The organism is Phycicoccus sonneratiae, assembly GCF_016887965.1.
Classification (GTDB): domain Bacteria; phylum Actinomycetota; class Actinomycetes; order Actinomycetales; family Dermatophilaceae; genus Phycicoccus; species Phycicoccus sonneratiae.
Genome location: NZ_JAFDVD010000015.1, coordinates 1 through 15,980 on the forward strand (window position 1 = coordinate 1; position 15,980 = coordinate 15,980).

Consider the following 15,980-nt stretch of genomic DNA (forward strand, 5'->3'; position numbering starts at 1 on the left):
TCCCGTCGTCGACACAACCCGATCACACGCTGCCGAGCACACCTCGATTACCGCTATGCAGGGACCGACGACCAGGACCCGGGCACCCGCCCAGCCCTTGACGCTAAACACCTCACGCTGATGAGCGGGCGTTGATCCGATTGGGACGGCGGGCTGCGAGCACTAATCCATACTGTCGATCGTGGCGGCGTCGAAGAATCAACGCGTGGTCTTTGCGAGTGGTCCGTATCGAGGCTGCGTCATCGGAGTGCTCGTGGTGTTTGCACTGATGACCCTTGGTGGCTTGGTCGACCCAGTGCCAAGCGCAGCTGGTCCCGCATGGCCGGGCTTGGTGATCGTCGTCATCTTGGCCGTACTGATTGGTCGTGCCATCAGGCTCGGCATGGTTATAGATCGAGACGACGTCACAACTCGCGGCCTGCTGATGAGCCGGAACACACCGACCTCAGGCGTGCTTCGCGTCGAAGCGGTTGGGTACAGCGGGCAGCTGAACTGGTACGGGCAATCGCGCTCCCTCCGCATGCTCCGACTCGATCTACAAGAAGGCCATCGCGACGTGCCCATGGTCATCGCATTCAGTGGGCGGGCTCATGCGATTGAGCAGCGAGCCAACACAGCCTTGGGCGAGGTCCTGGGCGAGCAGGTCTGACTACGAAACCCCTACCCGAGTGCCGCGCGCCCTGCGGCATGGTCGGACGTTGGCGGGGAGGGCTCGACTGGCTCCGGGCAAGCCGGCCCAGTGGGTCGAATCTGTGGCAGGCATCGAGTCGAAGAGGTCTCAGAGGAGGTGAGGCGCTCTGGCGTCGCGGTTGGATCGAATCTGAGACGATCAGCGTCCGCAGACCGTGCGACCGAAGGCAGGCATGGAGGCTGATACGTGGGAGCCCTCGTCCGACGGAGGTTCGGCAGACCAATGCCGGCGCTTCCGGAGGAACGGCGAGCGGTGTAGTAACCGAGGCCGGCTCGTCGACGGTTGGTGCCATCAGCCAGAATGCGCCGGGTTCACCCGGGCCAGACCCGAGGCACCCGATGGTCACAAGGACCGCACGCCACGGGGGACTACTGCTCACGTGGCGTCAACCTCGCAAGTTCCACTCAGCGTCGGAATCGACGAGGTCGAGGACGTGCGGGTTTCCCTGACGGCCCGCGAGTCGTTCCGGTTTCATCACGGCGGGTCAGACGCAGAGGCAGAGCAGCAACTCCGAATGATGCTTGAGGACTTCATCCTTAAATGCGCACGCGATGTGCACCGAAACGGCTATATAGGCCTGTCTCGACAGGGGTACGAGCTCACCATTGCCCCTTCGATGACGGTCATCACGAACTACTCCACGGTCCACAAAGAGCGGACCTGGGAGCAAGTCAAGGCGGGCGTACGCTCCCGCTTCGGCCACACGGCAAGGGCATCACGCGGCCCCAGGCCCGAAGAAGGTCCTGAGCTTCCAGCGGCAGCCGTGGTTGCAACCCTTGACCCGGTGACGGCCTTCTTGACCTCCCGAACGCTCAACGCGTTCGCCAAACTGCATGGCCTGAAACACGTCGACGACGCTTCGCTCGAAGCCGCCATTCGCGAGGCGCTCTCCATCGCAATGGTTAGTGGAAGCATCGGCAACAACGATGGAGACACTGTCGTAGCTGTCCTCCATGGTGACTTCACATGGCTTCTCTCGAAGGACGCTCGAGCGGTAGTCGGCGTGAGGCGGACCCGCCCAACCGACTGAGTGGTCAATTGCCCTCCCTTGTTGCTCGACGCAGAACCGAGGCGATTCCGCCTCATACCCAGAGGCGGCATCTCGGACGGGCTGGCCCAGCGATGGCGTCCGACGTCAATCTCCTCCTAGGGTTATCACGGTTGGGCGCAAGCGAATGAGCCGACGACAAGGTGTGCCCAAGCACACTCCAGCGGGCGATGCGTTATCTGCATCCGCCGTGAGTCCTCCAACCAAGCCATGGTCCGGGGCTGCATCAGTAGCGACAGGTCTCAACTGAATGCTTCCGTGGTCCCACCCGCTCATCGGCATGGGCGATTGATGCGTCACGCGGCAGGTGTGCTTCGGCGACCCTCGATCAGGTCATCGCACGGCCGGTCGAGGTCCGGGCCCTCCTCCCGCATCGGGTCACGCGGGTGATGTTCCGGCCGGCGCGCCAAGTCGGGTGGCGGGAGGGCGGCGAGGGCTCGGTCGTAGGAGCCGTCGGTGAGGTCCCAGACGACGTGGCGCCCGTGCTGGTCGGGTGTTCGGCGGGTTTCGGCCCAGAGTCGTCGTCGGTGGACGACGGTGTGGTGTCGTTGGCAGAGCAGGGCGGCGTTGGCGACGTCGGTGGCCCCGCCGTCGGCCCAGTGCCGGACGTGGTGCGCGCGGGCCCAGGCGGCCGGTGCGGTGCAGCCGGGAAAGGTGCAGCCGCGGTCGCGGAGCCAGAGGTGGCGTCGCTGGGGTCGGGTGAAGAGCCGTTCGAGCCGGCCGAGGGTGAGCGGCTCGTCGGCGGTGCCGAGGACGTGCGGGATGAGGGCGGCGTCGCAGGCGAGACGGCGCAAGGTCTCCGGGTTGACCAGGGTTCCGTCGGCGGTGGAGCCGATGACCTCTCCGGCGCCGGCCCCGGCCTGCAGGTCGGCCAGCGACATGGTGACGTGCAGCGTCGCGGGTGACCCGGCGTCGGCGACGGACTCCAGCTCGCTCGCGGCCACGCAGACCTCCGTGAGCGCTTCGACGCGACGCTGCCCGGCCGGGCGCAGGTCCCGTTCACCGGTCTCCTCGTTCGGTGCCGGTGCCGACAGCGGCCCGATGGCGGCTTCGAGGGTGGCGGCCTGTTCCGGAGTCATCCACAGCTGGTATTCCGTGAGGTCCCCGGACTCCACGTGCGGCATCGACAGCCGGGCGGCGCCGCGGAGTCGCTGCTGGAGGTCGTCGAGCGCACCGTGGTGCCCGTGGTCGGCCATGAGCCTCGGCCGCAGCCGGCGCATCAGCGTCGTGCCGTGCTCCTGCGCGAGCGCCACCAAGGCGGTGGCCACGGTCGGGACAGCCTCCGGGCGCAACAGTGGCTCCAGGCGCGCGCTCTCCCGCATCACCGCACACGCCGTCCCGGCCCCCAGCCGCCCGGACTCCACGGCGTCCCAGACGATCCTCAGGGGTATGTCCTGGGCGGGGCGGCCACCGTCGAGGCCGGACCCGGCTGCCACGACGTCGAGCGCGATCCGCGCCACCGCCACCGCGCCACCCTGACGCAGTGACGGGGCGTGCTCCCGCACCCACGCCTGCACCTCGGACCCGGCGACCTCACCGCGGCGAGCGGCCTCGACCGCCACCGACACCCGCGCCGCCGACGCCCCGCCGCGACCTCGTCCAGCACGCCCAGCAGCTCACCGAGCTCCGCCCCCGACGCTGCCGCCAGCAGCTCACCGAACCCGGCCAGCGCCTCCCGCGCGGACTCGACACAGGAGCGGCGCTCCGCGAGTTCGGTTCTCCCCGTTGTCATACCGCCATTCTCGCAGCCACCACCGATAGACACCCCGTCCACGATCCACCCTGTGGACAAGTGCCGGGAACGCAGCCGCTGTGGACGACGGACCGTCCCCGACCCCACCCGACGTTCAGCGCTTGATGAGCGGCGACCGGACGGCGCCCGACTCCTTGTCGGACTCGTTGAAGAACTCCTCGCGGTGGATGTCCCGCGGGAACAGCCGCTTGCCCATCAGCGTCTTGAGTGCGGCCTCGACCATCGGCGGCGGACCGCAGAGGTACCCCGAGCACCCGCTGAGCGACTCGTGGTCGGCGGCGATGACGTCGGTGACCATGCCGAAGCCGTACCGCCCCGCCTCGTCGCCGCAGTCCGCCGCCGACTCCTCCGACAGGCACGGCCGGTACGTGAACTGCGACGGGAACCGCGCTGCGAGGGAACGGAAGTAGTCGACGTCGTAGAGCCACTCGCGCGTCCGGGCGCCCTGGTACAGCGTCAGGTGGCCCTCGTACTCACCGTTCTCGAGCGCGTGCCGCAGCATCGACTTCAGGGGGGCCAGCCCCGTCCCTCCACCGACGAGGACGGCGTGCCGGTCGTCGCCGGTCCTCAGCACGAAGCGCCCGTACGGTCCGGACACCGCCACGGTGTCGCCGACCGCCAGCCCGCCGAACACCCAGCCGTCCGTCCCGCGCCCGCCCGGCACGCGGCGGACGTGGAACTCCAACCGCCGCGCCTCCGTCGGCGGCGACGCGATCGACCAGGTGCGGTCGACGGCCGGCAGCCCGTCGGCCGCCGGCACCTGGAACTTCAGGTACTGGCCTGCGTTGAAGCCGATCTCGCGGTCCAGCTCGACGACCAGGCGCACGGTCTCGCGCGCGATCTCCGTCAGCTCGACCACGGTGGCCGTGTAGTCCTGTACGGGGAAGACCTCGACCGAGTCGTCGACGTCGATGTCCGCCTCGATGACGACGTCCGACCGCGGTCGGGCGGTACAGGGCAGCAGCTTCCCCTCGTCGCGCTCGTAGTCCATCAGCGCGAACGAGCTCGCCGCCCCGTGGTCGACCTCGCCCTCGAGGACGTCGGCCTTGCACGTCGCGCAGGTGCCGTGCGTGCACGAGTGCGGCAGCCAGACCCCGCTGCGCAGGCAGGCGTCGAGGATGCTCTGGTCCTCCCGGCACTCGACCTCGCGGCCCAAGGGCTCGACGGTGATGGTGTGGGACTGGGTCATGGGGTCTCGTGCTCCGTTCGCGGTGTGACACACCGGCCGCCGCACCGGGAGGACCCTGCGCGGCGGCCGACGTGGTGGGTGGTGGACCTCAGGCGAGGACGCGCATCCCGATGACGTCCTTGTGCTCGACGCCGATCTCCTCGAGCGTCTGGTCGTCCCGCGGCTCGATGACCTCGCCGTGCAGGGTCCAGACGCGCCGGGCGCCCGGGTCGAAGTCCGGGTCCTCCTCGGCGTAGGGCACGAGCAGCCCGTTCCAGAAGTCGCCCCACGTCATCGCCTTGGGGGCGCGGAAGCAGGCCGACGCGCAGAACCACATGTTCTCCTGGAACCACACGTGCACGAGCTGGTCGTCGCCGTACAGCTCCTGGCGGGAGCGGGACGGGAAGTCGTACGTGCCGATGCTGTTGACGGCCATGGCGCTCAGGCCTCCGATCCGATGTGGGAGTGGTCCGCGGCGTCGTGCCACCGGGCCCAGTGGGCGGCGTCGAGCGAGCCCTTGTACTCGCCGCCGTCGCCCTCCTGGATGCCGTACCAGGCGAGCACGTCGGGCACGGTCGGCCCGCCGCAGTTGCCCTGGTAGATCTGGTGCACGGGGAGCCAGGCCTGCACGTACTTCTCCGGCTCGCGCTCGAAGATCCACTGGCACCCGTCGGAGCAGGTCTGGAACTTCTCGCCCCGGTACTCCGAGTGCCGCTGGCAGATCGTCGTCGGGTCGTCCGGCTCGGTGAAGAGCATCGGGATCTGGCAGACCTGGCAGAGCTGCGGCAGCCCGCGGACGAAGTGCCGCCCGCCGGCCTCGAGGTTGCGGGCCTCCTTGTCCCACAGCGGCTTGTACAGCTTGTCGAACGTGCCCGGGTAGTTGTCGGACAGCCAGGACTGGGCCTCGGCGTCGGGGAAGGTCGTCGTGAAGGCCGCCGCGTGCGAGAACTGGTAGAGCGTCCAGTACACCTGGTGCGACAGCACCTCCTTCTCCGCGATGGCGTGCTCGACGTGCTTCGGAGGGGTGATGCCGTAGAAGGCGAGGTCCTGGAACAGGCCGCCGAGCATCTGCTCCTCGAAGTACAGCTCGAACGCCTCCTTCCAGCTCATCACCTTGCGCGGCAGCATGTAGTCGAGCATCTGCGCGACGAGGGCGGTGACGCGGTACCCGCGCCAGAACCACTTGTCGATCCACGCCTGGACGATCGGCACGTTCGCCTCGTCCTGCTCGAGGAGGAACTTGATCGCCTCGAGGCCGAGGGTCATGTGCCGGGACTCGTCGGACTGGGCCGAGAAGCCGAAGGTCATCGTCGGGAGGTCGCCGTTGAAGGAGGCGCCCGACATGAACGGCACGAAGAGCAGGTTGGTCAGCAGGTACTCGAACGAGAACCCGATGGCGATGAGGAACTCGAACGGCCCGGCGGTCAGGGCGTCGTCGAAGAACGACTTCGGCACCGAGAGGTACCAGACCCGGTCGTGCTGCTCGAGGTAGTTGTGGAACCCGCCGTAGTACTTGTTGTAGTTCGAGAGGGTGTGGATCTCGGTCTGCGTGTGGCGCATCTCGTCGATCGACTGGCAGAGCGCGGCGAACCGCGGCCCCGGCCCGTTGAGGTGCCGGGCGAGGTAGGCGAAGTTGCGGTGGGCCTGGTACTCCAGCGGTGTCACGCCCTGGAGGAAGAGCTTCATCGCGTTGAGGTAGGACGCCTCGGTCAGCGAGAGGTGACCCTGGCTCTGGGCGAACCCGTCGAGCACGGCGTAGAGCCGCTTGTCCTTCTCGGCCTGGTACTTCGTGTAGGCGTCGACGGTCAGGCGGAAGGGGTCCTCCCACTTGCTCCAGTCGTGGATCTTGATGCCCTCGAACTCGGTGTAGGGGAACACCTCGGAGGTCTCGACGTAGGAGGGCTCCCAGTCGAGGTCGCGGGTCAGCGCCTCGTAGCGCTGCTTCATCGTCAGCTTGCGCGGGGCCTTGGGGGCGATCGTCATGTCTCGCAGCCTCTCTCAGTGGTCCCAGGCGATGACGATCTCGTCGTCATCCCATTCCTTGATGTGCCCGAAGTAGCTGACGATCGCCAGCTGGAACTCGTGGGTCTCCCACTCGCGGCCGAGGCGCTCCTCGACCGACTCGCGGGTGACGACGAGGCGGCCCGGTGCGGTGATCCGCACCAGTCCCGGCATGTGCTGCACGGTGCAGCCCTCGTTGGTCGCCTCGATGGCCTCGACGACGGAGCGGTTGGTCTCGCTCTCCTGGATGTCCACGCCGACGGGGCGGGTGGCGGCGGTGGTGCTCACGGGTTCTGGTCCTTCCCGGTCAGTCGGTCAGAGCCGCGACGGTCTCGCGGATCGTGGTGGCGGTGGACTCGAGGGAGGCACCGGCGCCGGCGCCCACGAGCTCGTCCACCCGGGCGGCCACGGGACGCAGCGCCTCGAGTGCGGCGTCGAGGGCCTCGGCGGTGGAGGAGGCCAGCAGGCCCTTGTTCGCCGCACCTGTCTCCGGGTCGGCGACCCAAGCCTTGTAGAGCGCGTCGACCCACTTGCGGTGGTCCGCGAACCAGCTCGAGAGGTGCTGCGCCACGAGGCTGTACGACCCTGCACCGCCGTCGATGGCCGCGTCGTCGAGGTGGGCGAAGAAGAGCGAGTAGACGAGCCGGTCGGCGACGTCGAGACGGACGAGGGCCTTGCCCCAGTCCTTCTCGAGGAACAGCTCCTCGACGAGGCGGCGCAGCCCCTGGAGGGAGGCGTCCTCGACCCAGCGCGTCTTGGCGTCGCCGAGCAGCTCCGCCGTCCCGCCACCGAGGGCGATCCCCACCCGGCTGAGCGCCTGCGCGTTGCCGATGCGGTCGAAGGCGGCGTAGGCCGCGCACTGGGTGATCGTCGTGCCGAACCCGAAGCGGGCGATGTCGCAGGACACCATCTGGGCACCGGACTCGTAGTGCCGCAGCGGGACGAGCAGCTCACCCATGACCGACGACCAGGCGTCGGGCAGGCGGGAGAGCAGGTCCCGCGAGTCGAGGTAGTCCAGCGTCGCGGCGACCGCGTCGGCCATCGCGGCCCGGGAGGTGACGTACGGCGCGTAGTAGTACTGCCGCGGGTCGGTGAACGAGTACGGGTCGGTCAGCCGGAACGCGCTGAACGCCTCGTCGTAGATCTCGTGCTCGGGGTCCCAGAGCGGCCGGTAGTGGAAGTTCTCCTTGGCCTGGATGTCGATCGTCCCCTCCTCGTAGCGCGAGGCGGGACGGTCGCCGTAGCGCTTGACGAGGTGGTCGAACGTCTTGCGCGGCGGGTCGATGACCTGGGTCCGCAGTTCGTACTGCACGGTGCCTCCTCGGGGGCTGGCCGGCTCGGGTGTCCGGTCCGTTCGGGGTGGGTCGGTGGGTCAGGGGACGTGGTGGTGGCGGACGCCGGACTCGACGAGCAGCCGGACGAGCAGGTCGGGGAGGGCGTCGGGGCCCTCGAGCTCGTGGGGCACCTCGGCGTCGAAGCCGTCGCCGACCAGCCGTCCGTAGGCGGTGCCGTCCTCGAAGGTCGTCGACACCCGGGCGGCGCGACCCCGGTGGGTGACCTTGAACGCCAGCTCGTGCGGCAGCGGCTCGTCGACCAGGTCGAGCCGGTCGTCGGCCGGGCCGAGCACGGCGTTGGCCTCGCTCACCAGCTGCTCGGCGAGCGAGCGGATGGCGACCTGCCGGTCGGCCCCGGTACCGGTGGCGATCCGCCGGCTGATCCGGGTCTCCGGCATGGGGGCCAGGTCGTCGACGGACGGGAGCTGGTCCTCGGGCGTGCCGACGATCTCGGCGACGCGGAGCATGAACGGTGTCATCGAGCAGTCCTCTCCGGGACTCGGTGGGGTTCGTCGCCGGGGACGGCGAGGACGACGTCGGTGGCGAGGGCCTCGACCGCGGCGGCGCCGGCGGCCGCCACCTCGGTGTCCTGCGCGGCCGACCCGCCGGAGGCGCCGACCGCCCCGACGAGCACGTCGTCGACGAGCACCGGCACGCCGCCGCCGAAGGCCGCGACCCGGGGCCGGTGCGCGATGCCCTCGCGGACGGCGTCCTCGCCGGAGATCGCGTCGTAGAACGTCCCGGTCGGCAGGCCCCCGAAGGCGGTGACCGTCCAGGCCTTGTCGCGGGCGATGTCGCCGGAGGCCGCGAACGCGCCGTCCATCCGGGCGAAGGCGAGGAGCGTCCCGGACGCGTCGGTCACCGCGACGTTGAAGGCCCCGCCGACCTCCTCGGCTCGGGCCAGCGCGGCGTCGAGGGCGACCCGGGCCCCGGCGAGGGTCAGGGTCGTCTCGGTGCGGACCAGCATCGGCTGCTCCTCCTCGTCGTCGAGGTGGGCGGGGGCCCACCGGGCCGGCCGGCGGGCAGGGGCCACCGCGGTGGCGACGGGTGCAGGAGGTCCGCCGCCACCCGGAGGGGTGGCCGAGGGGTCCGGGCGGGCCCGGACCGGACGTCAGGTGAGGACCGAGGTGAAGGCGTCGTTGAGCTCGCGGGCGTGGTAGAACACGCCCTTGCCGAGCGCGTCCGGCGTCCACACCGACATCGGGCGGTCGCGGAAGGCGAGGTAGCCGCCCGCGAACACCTCGTTGCGGTTGCCCGAGGGGTCGAAGAAGTACACCGTCTGGCCGCGGGTGATGCCGTGGCGCGTCGGGCCGATGTCGATCGGCACGTCGTCCATCGAGAACAGGTCCGCGGCGCGGCCGACCTCGACCCAGTCACCGAGCCGGAAGGCGAAGTGGTGCAGCTTGGAGTTCGGGCCGGCGAGCACGGCCAGCTGGTGGATCTGGTTCCCGCTCGTCATCCACGTCGCGATGATGTCGGCGTCGGAGTCGAGGCTGGTCTGCACCCGCTCGGTCGGGTAGAAGTCGAAGACCGCGGTGAGGAAGCGGTCCATCAGGCCCGGGTCCTCGGCGGTGATGAGGGCGTGGTCGAGGGCGGGGACGCCGACCCCGACGAGGTGGCGCGGGAAGGCGTCCGGGTTGTGCGTCCCGACCTCGGTGCCGATGCAGGTCGCCTCGTGGTAGACCTCGAAGACGTGGTCGCTCGGGGTCGTGAACCGGATGCCGTCGCCGATCTCCGGGTTCTCGCCCTTGCTCATCCGCTCGACGGTGACGCCGAAGGCCGTGGCGCGCTTCTCGATCTCGTCGAGGTCGCTCGAGTACTCGACCTTCCAGCCGAACTTCACGAGGCCGACGCCGCCCTCCTCGAGGACGACCGAGTGGTGGTCCCACTCGTCCCAGGCCTTGTAGTACGTCTTGTTGCCCTCGGAGTGGGTCTCGTAGAGACCCATCGTGTTGGCGTAGTGGTCCTTGGCCTCGGCCATGTCCGTGACGCGGACGTGGGCGTAGCCCATCCTCATGACTGCCATGCGTTACTCCTGTGTGGTGGGGCCGGCCGGGGCGGCGGCGAGTGCTTCGGCGCGCAGGCGCGCCTTCTCGTTGATCTGGCGCAGGAAGGGGTTGACGAGGCGGACGTCCTCGCCGCGCAGCTCGATGGTGATGTCCGTCGTCGGCACGGCGCGGCAGCTGAGGCAGGTGCCGTCGGTGCGCTCGTCCTCGTCGAGGACGGTGTCGGCGATGGGGTGGTCGTAGGAGAACTCACCGGACCGGCAGTCGACCTTGCAGATCGCGCAGCCGCCGCGTCGGCAGCCGACGGTGTACGAGTACCCCGCCCGGTAGAGACCGCTGAGGACCGTCTCCGCGGGCTCGAGGTGGATGACCTCGCCCGTCGGGTGGATCCTCACGGTCGGCACCGGCGCTCCCTTGCGGTCAGTGGGTGGGCGACACCCTGCCGCCTGCAACGAGGGTCGCCGGGCGCCGCGGGCCGGGCCACAGACGTTCCTCATCCCGGAACGTGGCGCCGGTGGCGTCCGGCGGCGGGTCAGGGCGCGGCGAGGAAGTCGCCGACGAGCCGGTTGAAGGCGTCGGCGTGCTCGATCTGCGTCCAGTGCCCGCAGCGGCCGAAGACGTGCAGCTGCGAGTCGGGGATGAGCCCGTGCAGGGCGTACGAGGACTCGACGGGGATGACCCGGTCGTCGCGCCCGTGGACGACGAGCGTCCGGTGCGGGATCGCCTCGATGGCCGCGATCGGCTGGGTCAGGGCGTCGAGGTGGCGCTGGCGCGGCGCGGGGAACATCCCCGCGAAGGCCTCCTGGACGCCGGGCCGGGTGCTCGCGGCGTAGCGGATCCGCGCGAGGTCCGGGCCGAGCGCCTCCCGGTCGTACGCGAACAGCTCGAGGAGGGCCTGCATGTTCTCGACCGACGGTCGGTAGCCCCACACGGCGTCCAGCCCCGGCGTGATCCGCTGGGGCGAGACGGTGGCCCCCATGAGCACGAGCCGCCGCAGTCGCTCGGGGTGGTGCACGGCGAGCGAGGCCGCGAGCCCGCCTCCGAAGGAGTTGCCCACGACGTCGGCCTGCTCGATGCCGAGGGCGTCCATGAGCGCCACGAGGTGGGCGGTCCAGGACGGCATCGAGTACTCGAACCCCTCGGGGCGGTCGGTGAAGCCGAAGCCGACCATGTCGGGCGCGACGACGCAGAACCGCTCGGCGAGGGCTGGCATCGTGAGCCGCCAGTTCGCGTAGGCGGTGACCCCGGGGCCCGACCCGTGGACGAGCAGGACGACCGGCTGGGTGGCGGGGTCGCCGAGGACGTGGACGTTGGTCTCGATGCCTCCCGCCGTGACGGTGCGGCCGATCTCGGGGCCGGCGGCGGATGTGGTGACGGGGGCGGACGTGGTCGTCATGGGGCGCAGGGTAGGGGCGTCCCGTCGCGGACGGGCCGACCGTTCCGGCGTCGCGAACCCCCGGGTCACCGGCCGCGGCCCCGCACGGATTTGGGGCCCGCGGCGGGTCGCTGGCTATCGTGGCGGGGATGTACCCCCACGGACGGAGACACCCGTGACCTGCCCCGAGTGCGGCGCCACGCAGGCCGACGAGGCGCGGTTCTGCTCGCGCTGCGGCACCGCCCTGCTCGCCCGCCGCGACGAGGAGCCGCTGTCGCCCGCCGGCGACGACGACCCGATGCCGGCCCTCGACGACACCTCCGACCTCGACGAGCTGCTGCCCTTCTCCCAGTACCCGGACGTGCACCGGCCCGGTGGCGGGTACCCGGACCGCGACGACGAGCACCTGGCCCCGGCCGGCGGCACCGGGCCCGGTGACCCCGACTCGCGACGCGGCTGCCTCGGGATGGTCGCGCTGGCCATGGTGGGGCTCCTGATGCTCGCCGGCCTGCTCTGGTACTTCGGCTCCGGCGACGAGCCCGAGTCACCGACCGCCGCGTCACCCACGGCCTCGAGCACGACGGCACCCTCGGGTCAGGCCTCCCTCACCGACCAGCCGTCCGCCTCTCCCACCGGTCCGCAGCCGACCCAGCGCGCCTCGACCGCGAAGAAGTGCGGCGAGCTCGAGGGCGGCATGACGGCCTGGAGCGGCAACGAGGTGACGACCTGCGACTTCGCCATCGAGACGGCCCGCGCCCTGCAGGCCGCCGGCGGCACGTTGCCCGCCACCGTCACGGCGACGTCGCCGGTCACGAAGAAGGACTACGAGATGACCTGCGCGAACACCACGCCCGTCGTCTGCCGCGGCGGCACCGACGCCCTCGTCTACATCGACGTCGCGAAGTAGTCACCGCGCCCGGCCGGCACCGCGCTCCGGCGTCGACGACGGTCTGGCCGCCGCGACACCTCCACAGGATCTTCACGACCTGCGCACGCCGACACCGATACCGTGAGGCGATGGGCCCGGTCGTGCGCGTCGAGCACCTCACCAAGGACTACGGTGCGGTGCTCGCCCTCGACGCCCTGACCCTCGACGTCGGCGAGGGCACCACGGGGCTCGTCGGGGCCAACGGTGCGGGCAAGTCGACCCTCCTGAAGATCCTCCTCGGGCTCATCCCCGCCACCGGGGGTCGCGCCGAGGTGCTCGGCCACGACGTCGCCACCGAGGGCGCCGCCGTCCGGGCCGCGGTCGGCTACCTGCCCGAGCACGACTGCCTCCCACCGGACGTCAGCGCCAGCGACTTCGTCGTCCACATGGCGATGATGTCCGGCCTCCCCCGCGTGGCCGCCCGCGAGCGGGCCGCCGAGGTGCTGCGCCACGTCGGGCTCGCCGAGGAGCGCTACCGGCCGATGGGCGGGTACTCCACCGGCATGAAGCAGAAGGCCAAGCTCGCCCAGGCGCTCGTGCACGACCCGCGGCTGGTCCTCCTCGACGAGCCGACGAACGGCCTCGACCCCGCGGCGCGCGAGGAGATGCTCGGCCTCGTCCGCCGCATCGGCCACGACTTCGGCATCGCCGTCGTCGTCACCTCGCACCTCCTCGGCGAGCTCGAGCGGGTCAGCGACAACGTCGTCGTCCTCGACGGCGGGCGGCTGCTCCGGGCCTCGCGCACCGACGAGTTCCTCGACGCCACGGGCGCCCTCCTCGTCGAGGTCCTCGGCGACGACGCCCACGCCCGGATGGCCGCCGCCCTGACGAACGCCGGTGTGGCGGTGGCCGACCGGGGATCCGTGCTCAGCGTCGGAGCCACCGCGGAGGGCCTCGACGTCCGGGACCTCGTCCGTGACACGGCCAGCGACCTCGGCCTCGGCCTCGTCCGCCTCCAGACCGACCACCGACGCATCGAGGACGTCTTCGCCGACGAGCCGGAGGACGCGCCCGTCGACCGGCCCGCCGCGACCTCGCCGGCCGGCGGCCCTCCCGTCGCCGCACCAGAACCGGGACCCGGCGGCGCCGCACCGACTGCCGACGCCAGCCGCCGGCCCGGTCGGCACCGCCGCCTCGAGGGGGCTCCCGGTGACTGACCCGAGCACGCCGACCCCCGAGGGCCGCAGCGTCATCCACGACCTCGGCTACCGCCCGTACACCGGCACCCGGATGCCGCCGGCCACGATCGCCCGCGCCCTCGTGGTCACCGGCTTCCGCAACGCCTTCGGCCTCGGCCGGTCCGGGCGCTCGAAGATCCTCCCGTTCGTCCTCCTGGCCCTCAACCTCCTGCCGGCCGTCATCGTCGGCGGGGTCGCCGCCTTCGCGAGCCTCGACGAGCTGCCCATCGGCTACGCCGAGTACGCCTCGACGACGCAGGTGCTGCTCGGCATCTTCGTCGCCTCGCAGGCTCCGGTCCTCTTCTCGCGCGACCTGCGGCACGGCACCATCGCCCTCTACCTCGCGCGCCCGCTGCGCTCCGGGGCCTACGCCCTCGCCCGCTGGGCGTCCCTGCTCGCCGCCACGCTCGTCTTCCTCGTCCTGCCGATCGTCATCCTCTACGCGGTCGCCCTCCTCATCGAGCTCGACGTCTCCGACCAGACCCGCGAGGCGGCCAAGGCCCTCGGTCTCGCCGTGCTGCTGGCCCTCTCCCTCGCGGGGATCGCCGGGCTCATCGCGTCGTGGTCGACCCGCCGGGGCTTCGCCGTCGTCGCGACGATCGCGCTCCTCGTCATCGCCAACGGCGTCGTCACGGTCATCCAGGGCATCTCGAGCGAGTCCAGCGGCAGCACCCGGGTCGGGGAGGTCGCCGGCCTCTTCTCGCCGTACTCGCTCTACCGGGGGCTCATCGGGGCCTGGGCCGGCGCGGACACCCCGACCCCGCCGTCGTCGACGGGGATGGAGCTCGCGTACGTCGCGGTCTTCGTCGGGCTGTCGGCGGCCTGCCTCGTGGCCCTCGTCGCGCGGTACCGGCGGGAGGCGACGTCGTGAGCGTCCTCACCCTCGACCAGACCTCGCGCTGGTACGGCAACGTCGTCGCCGTCAACGGCATCTCGATGACCGTGCGCCCGGGCATCACCGGCCTCCTCGGCCCCAACGGCGCCGGCAAGACGACCCTCATCGCGATGATGTCCGGCTTCCTCGCACCCTCGGCCGGCACCGTCACCCTCGACGGGACCATGGTGTGGCGCACCACCTCCGTGTACCGGTCGATCGGGCTGGTCCCCGAGCGCGAGGTGAGCTTCGGGTACCTCACCGGCCGCCAGTTCGTCCTCGCCAACGCCGAGCTGCACGGCCTGCCCGACCCCGGCGCCGCCACCGAGCGCGTGCTCGAGGTCGTCGAGATGACCGAGCCGGCCGCACGGCGCATCGGCACCTACTCCAAGGGGATGCGCCAGCGGGTCAAGCTCGCCTCCGCGCTCGTCCACGACCCGTCGGTGCTGCTCCTCGACGAGCCGTTCAACGGCGTCGACCCGCGCCAGCGCCTCCACCTCATGGCCCTGCTCCGGCGGATGGGCGCCGAGGGCCGCACCGTGCTCTTCAGCTCGCACATCCTCGAGGAGGTCGAGCAGGTCGCCCGGCAGATCGAGGTCGTCGTCTCCGGGCGGCACGCCGCGTCCGGGGAGTTCGGGGAGATCCGGCGGCTGATGACCGACCGCCCGGTGCAGTACGTCGTGGTCGCCGACGACGACCGCGCACTCGCGTCACGGCTCATCGCCGAACCCTCGGTCGTCGCGGTGTCGCTGCGCCCCGAGGGAGGCATCGCGGTGTCGGTCGCGGACTTCGGATCCTTCGCCCTGCGGCTGCCGAGGGTGGCCCGCGAGAACGGCATCCGGGTCCTCGAGCTCGCCCCCACCGACGACTCCCTCGAGAGCGTCTTCTCCTACCTGGTGGGGGGCTGACCCGGTGAACCGGACCCTCTTCCGCCTCTCCGTGCAGGCCGTCGCCGGGCGCCGCCGGGGGCTCGTCCTGCTCGTGGTCCCGGTGGCCCTGCTCGTCCTGGCGCTCGTCGTCAAGGGCCTCGCCGACGGCGACACCGGTCTCGACGCCACCGTCGGCCTGGGCTTCTCGCTCGCCCTCCCGCTCGTCGCGCTGCTCGCCTCGACGGCCGTCCTCGGCCCCGAGGTCGACGACGGCTCCATCGTCTACCTGCTCTCGAAGCCGGTCAGCCGGCACGTCATCGCGGTGAGCAAGTACGCGGCCGCCTGGCTGACGACGATGCTCCTCGGCGCGCTGCCGCTGGGGGTCGTCGCGCTCGTCCTCGACGCCTCCGAGCCGGGGCGAGCGGCGGCGCTCGGGGTCGGCGGAGCGGTCGCGGGGACGGTCTACTCGGCGCTCTTCCTCGGCCTCGCGGCGCTCACCCGGCACGCCGTCGTCATCGGCCTGCTCTACACCCTGTTCTGGGAGGGCGTGCTCGGCTCGGTGCTCTCGGGCATCCGGTACCTCTCGGTCGGGGCGTGGGGCCGCGAGGTGGCGCACGCGCTCAGCCCGCTCGTCGGCACGGCCGACGTCGGGACGGTGTTCGCGGTCGTCGCGGCGCTCGTCGTGACCCTCGGCTCGGTGTGGTTCACCGGCGACCGGCTGCGCTCGTTCACCCTGCGCGGCGACGAGTAGCGGT

The 15,980-nt window shown here is 71.0% G+C and carries 18 protein-coding genes; 7 read left to right on the forward strand and 11 right to left on the reverse strand.

All coding sequences use genetic code 11. From position 1 onward, the window contains the following. Window positions 1-181 precede the first annotated feature (181 nt). A complete protein-coding gene (locus tag JQN70_RS13320) occupies window positions 182-649 on the forward strand; it encodes a hypothetical protein (RefSeq protein WP_204131849.1) in 468 nt (155 codons plus the stop codon). Window positions 650-1,070: 421 nt separating this feature from the next. Beyond that, window positions 1,071-1,721: a hypothetical protein gene (locus tag JQN70_RS13325; protein ID WP_204131850.1), complete on the forward strand. Its 651-nt coding sequence runs from the start codon at window positions 1,071-1,073 to the stop codon at window positions 1,719-1,721. 314 nt (window positions 1,722-2,035) lie between these two features. Here the strand turns inward: JQN70_RS13325 and JQN70_RS21000 are convergent, their stop codons facing one another. From JQN70_RS21000 to JQN70_RS13380, 11 genes are all read right to left on the reverse strand, one after another. Next, window positions 2,036-3,007 (reverse strand): HNH endonuclease signature motif containing protein, encoded by a 972-nt coding sequence (locus tag JQN70_RS21000; RefSeq protein ID WP_204131851.1) that lies wholly within the window; start codon window positions 3,005-3,007, stop codon window positions 2,036-2,038. A 579-nt stretch (window positions 3,008-3,586) separates the two neighbouring features. Then, window positions 3,587-4,681 carry an NADH:ubiquinone reductase (Na(+)-transporting) subunit F gene (locus JQN70_RS13335; RefSeq protein ID WP_204131852.1) on the reverse strand — a complete coding sequence of 365 codons (1,095 nt, stop codon included), beginning with the start codon at window positions 4,679-4,681 and terminating at the stop codon, window positions 3,587-3,589. 88 nt (window positions 4,682-4,769) lie between these two features. Beyond that, a complete protein-coding gene (locus JQN70_RS13340) occupies window positions 4,770-5,096 on the reverse strand; it encodes a phenol hydroxylase subunit P4 (RefSeq protein WP_204131853.1) in 327 nt (108 codons plus the stop codon). A gap of 5 nt (window positions 5,097-5,101) precedes the next feature. After that, window positions 5,102-6,643, reverse strand: a complete 1,542-nt coding sequence (locus JQN70_RS13345) for a YHS domain-containing protein (RefSeq protein WP_204131854.1) — start codon at window positions 6,641-6,643, stop codon at window positions 5,102-5,104. Window positions 6,644-6,658: 15 nt separating this feature from the next. Then, window positions 6,659-6,949, reverse strand: coding sequence for an MmoB/DmpM family protein (locus tag JQN70_RS13350; protein WP_204131855.1), 291 nt, complete (start codon window positions 6,947-6,949; stop codon window positions 6,659-6,661). Window positions 6,950-6,968: 19 nt separating this feature from the next. After that, on the reverse strand, window positions 6,969-7,973 hold the full coding sequence (locus tag JQN70_RS13355) for a ferritin family protein (protein ID WP_204131856.1): 1,005 nt from the start codon (window positions 7,971-7,973) through the stop codon (window positions 6,969-6,971). Window positions 7,974-8,033: 60 nt separating this feature from the next. Then, window positions 8,034-8,474, reverse strand: coding sequence for a hypothetical protein (locus JQN70_RS13360; protein ID WP_204131857.1), 441 nt, complete (start codon window positions 8,472-8,474; stop codon window positions 8,034-8,036). Continuing rightward, entirely contained in the window at window positions 8,471-8,962 is a 492-nt protein-coding gene (locus JQN70_RS13365; RefSeq protein WP_204131858.1) for a GlcG/HbpS family heme-binding protein, read from the reverse strand. Before JQN70_RS13365 ends, JQN70_RS13360 begins: the two co-directional genes overlap by 4 nt. A gap of 144 nt (window positions 8,963-9,106) precedes the next feature. After that, window positions 9,107-10,021, reverse strand: a complete 915-nt coding sequence (locus JQN70_RS13370; protein ID WP_204131859.1) for a catechol 2,3-dioxygenase — start codon at window positions 10,019-10,021, stop codon at window positions 9,107-9,109. A 3-nt stretch (window positions 10,022-10,024) separates the two neighbouring features. Then, entirely contained in the window at window positions 10,025-10,405 is a 381-nt protein-coding gene (locus JQN70_RS13375; RefSeq protein WP_204131860.1) for a 2Fe-2S iron-sulfur cluster-binding protein, read from the reverse strand. Window positions 10,406-10,533: 128 nt separating this feature from the next. After that, window positions 10,534-11,397 carry an alpha/beta fold hydrolase gene (locus JQN70_RS13380; RefSeq protein WP_204131861.1) on the reverse strand — a complete coding sequence of 288 codons (864 nt, stop codon included), beginning with the start codon at window positions 11,395-11,397 and terminating at the stop codon, window positions 10,534-10,536. 154 nt (window positions 11,398-11,551) lie between these two features. Between JQN70_RS13380 and JQN70_RS13385 the strand changes: the two genes are divergently transcribed. The 5 genes from JQN70_RS13385 (at window position 11,552) to JQN70_RS13405 (ending at window position 15,976) form a co-directional block, all read left to right on the forward strand. Continuing rightward, window positions 11,552-12,283: a zinc ribbon domain-containing protein gene (locus JQN70_RS13385; RefSeq protein WP_204131862.1), complete on the forward strand. Its 732-nt coding sequence runs from the start codon at window positions 11,552-11,554 to the stop codon at window positions 12,281-12,283. 110 nt (window positions 12,284-12,393) lie between these two features. Further along, window positions 12,394-13,461 (forward strand): ABC transporter ATP-binding protein, encoded by a 1,068-nt coding sequence (locus tag JQN70_RS13390; RefSeq protein WP_204131863.1) that lies wholly within the window; start codon window positions 12,394-12,396, stop codon window positions 13,459-13,461. After that, window positions 13,454-14,353, forward strand: coding sequence for an ABC transporter permease subunit (locus JQN70_RS13395; protein ID WP_204131864.1), 900 nt, complete (start codon window positions 13,454-13,456; stop codon window positions 14,351-14,353). The genes JQN70_RS13390 and JQN70_RS13395 overlap by 8 nt, the downstream gene beginning before the upstream one ends. Beyond that, complete coding sequence (locus JQN70_RS13400; RefSeq protein ID WP_204131865.1) at window positions 14,350-15,264, forward strand: ABC transporter ATP-binding protein; 915 nt, start codon at window positions 14,350-14,352, stop codon at window positions 15,262-15,264. The genes JQN70_RS13395 and JQN70_RS13400 overlap by 4 nt, the downstream gene beginning before the upstream one ends. Window positions 15,265-15,268: 4 nt before the next feature. Next, on the forward strand, window positions 15,269-15,976 hold the full coding sequence (locus JQN70_RS13405) for an ABC transporter permease (RefSeq protein WP_204131866.1): 708 nt from the start codon (window positions 15,269-15,271) through the stop codon (window positions 15,974-15,976). The last annotated feature ends 4 nt before the right edge of the window (window positions 15,977-15,980 follow it).

Bases quoted from the DNA above. Each gene is read 5' to 3' on its own strand.
- JQN70_RS13335 (WP_204131852.1), bottom strand. From the start codon at position 4,681: ATGACCCAGTCCCACACCATCACCGTCGAGCCCTTGGGCCGCGAGGTC.
- JQN70_RS13340 (WP_204131853.1), bottom strand. From the start codon at position 5,096: ATGGCCGTCAACAGCATCGGCACGTACGACTTCCCGTCCCGCTCCCGC.
- JQN70_RS13345 (WP_204131854.1), bottom strand. From the start codon at position 6,643: ATGACGATCGCCCCCAAGGCCCCGCGCAAGCTGACGATGAAGCAGCGC.
- JQN70_RS13360 (WP_204131857.1), bottom strand. From the start codon at position 8,474: ATGACACCGTTCATGCTCCGCGTCGCCGAGATCGTCGGCACGCCCGAG.
- JQN70_RS13365 (WP_204131858.1), bottom strand. From the start codon at position 8,962: ATGCTGGTCCGCACCGAGACGACCCTGACCCTCGCCGGGGCCCGGGTC.
- JQN70_RS13370 (WP_204131859.1), bottom strand. From the start codon at position 10,021: ATGGCAGTCATGAGGATGGGCTACGCCCACGTCCGCGTCACGGACATG.
- JQN70_RS13380 (WP_204131861.1), bottom strand. From the start codon at position 11,397: ATGACGACCACGTCCGCCCCCGTCACCACATCCGCCGCCGGCCCCGAG.
- JQN70_RS13390 (WP_204131863.1), top strand. From the start codon at position 12,394: ATGGGCCCGGTCGTGCGCGTCGAGCACCTCACCAAGGACTACGGTGCG.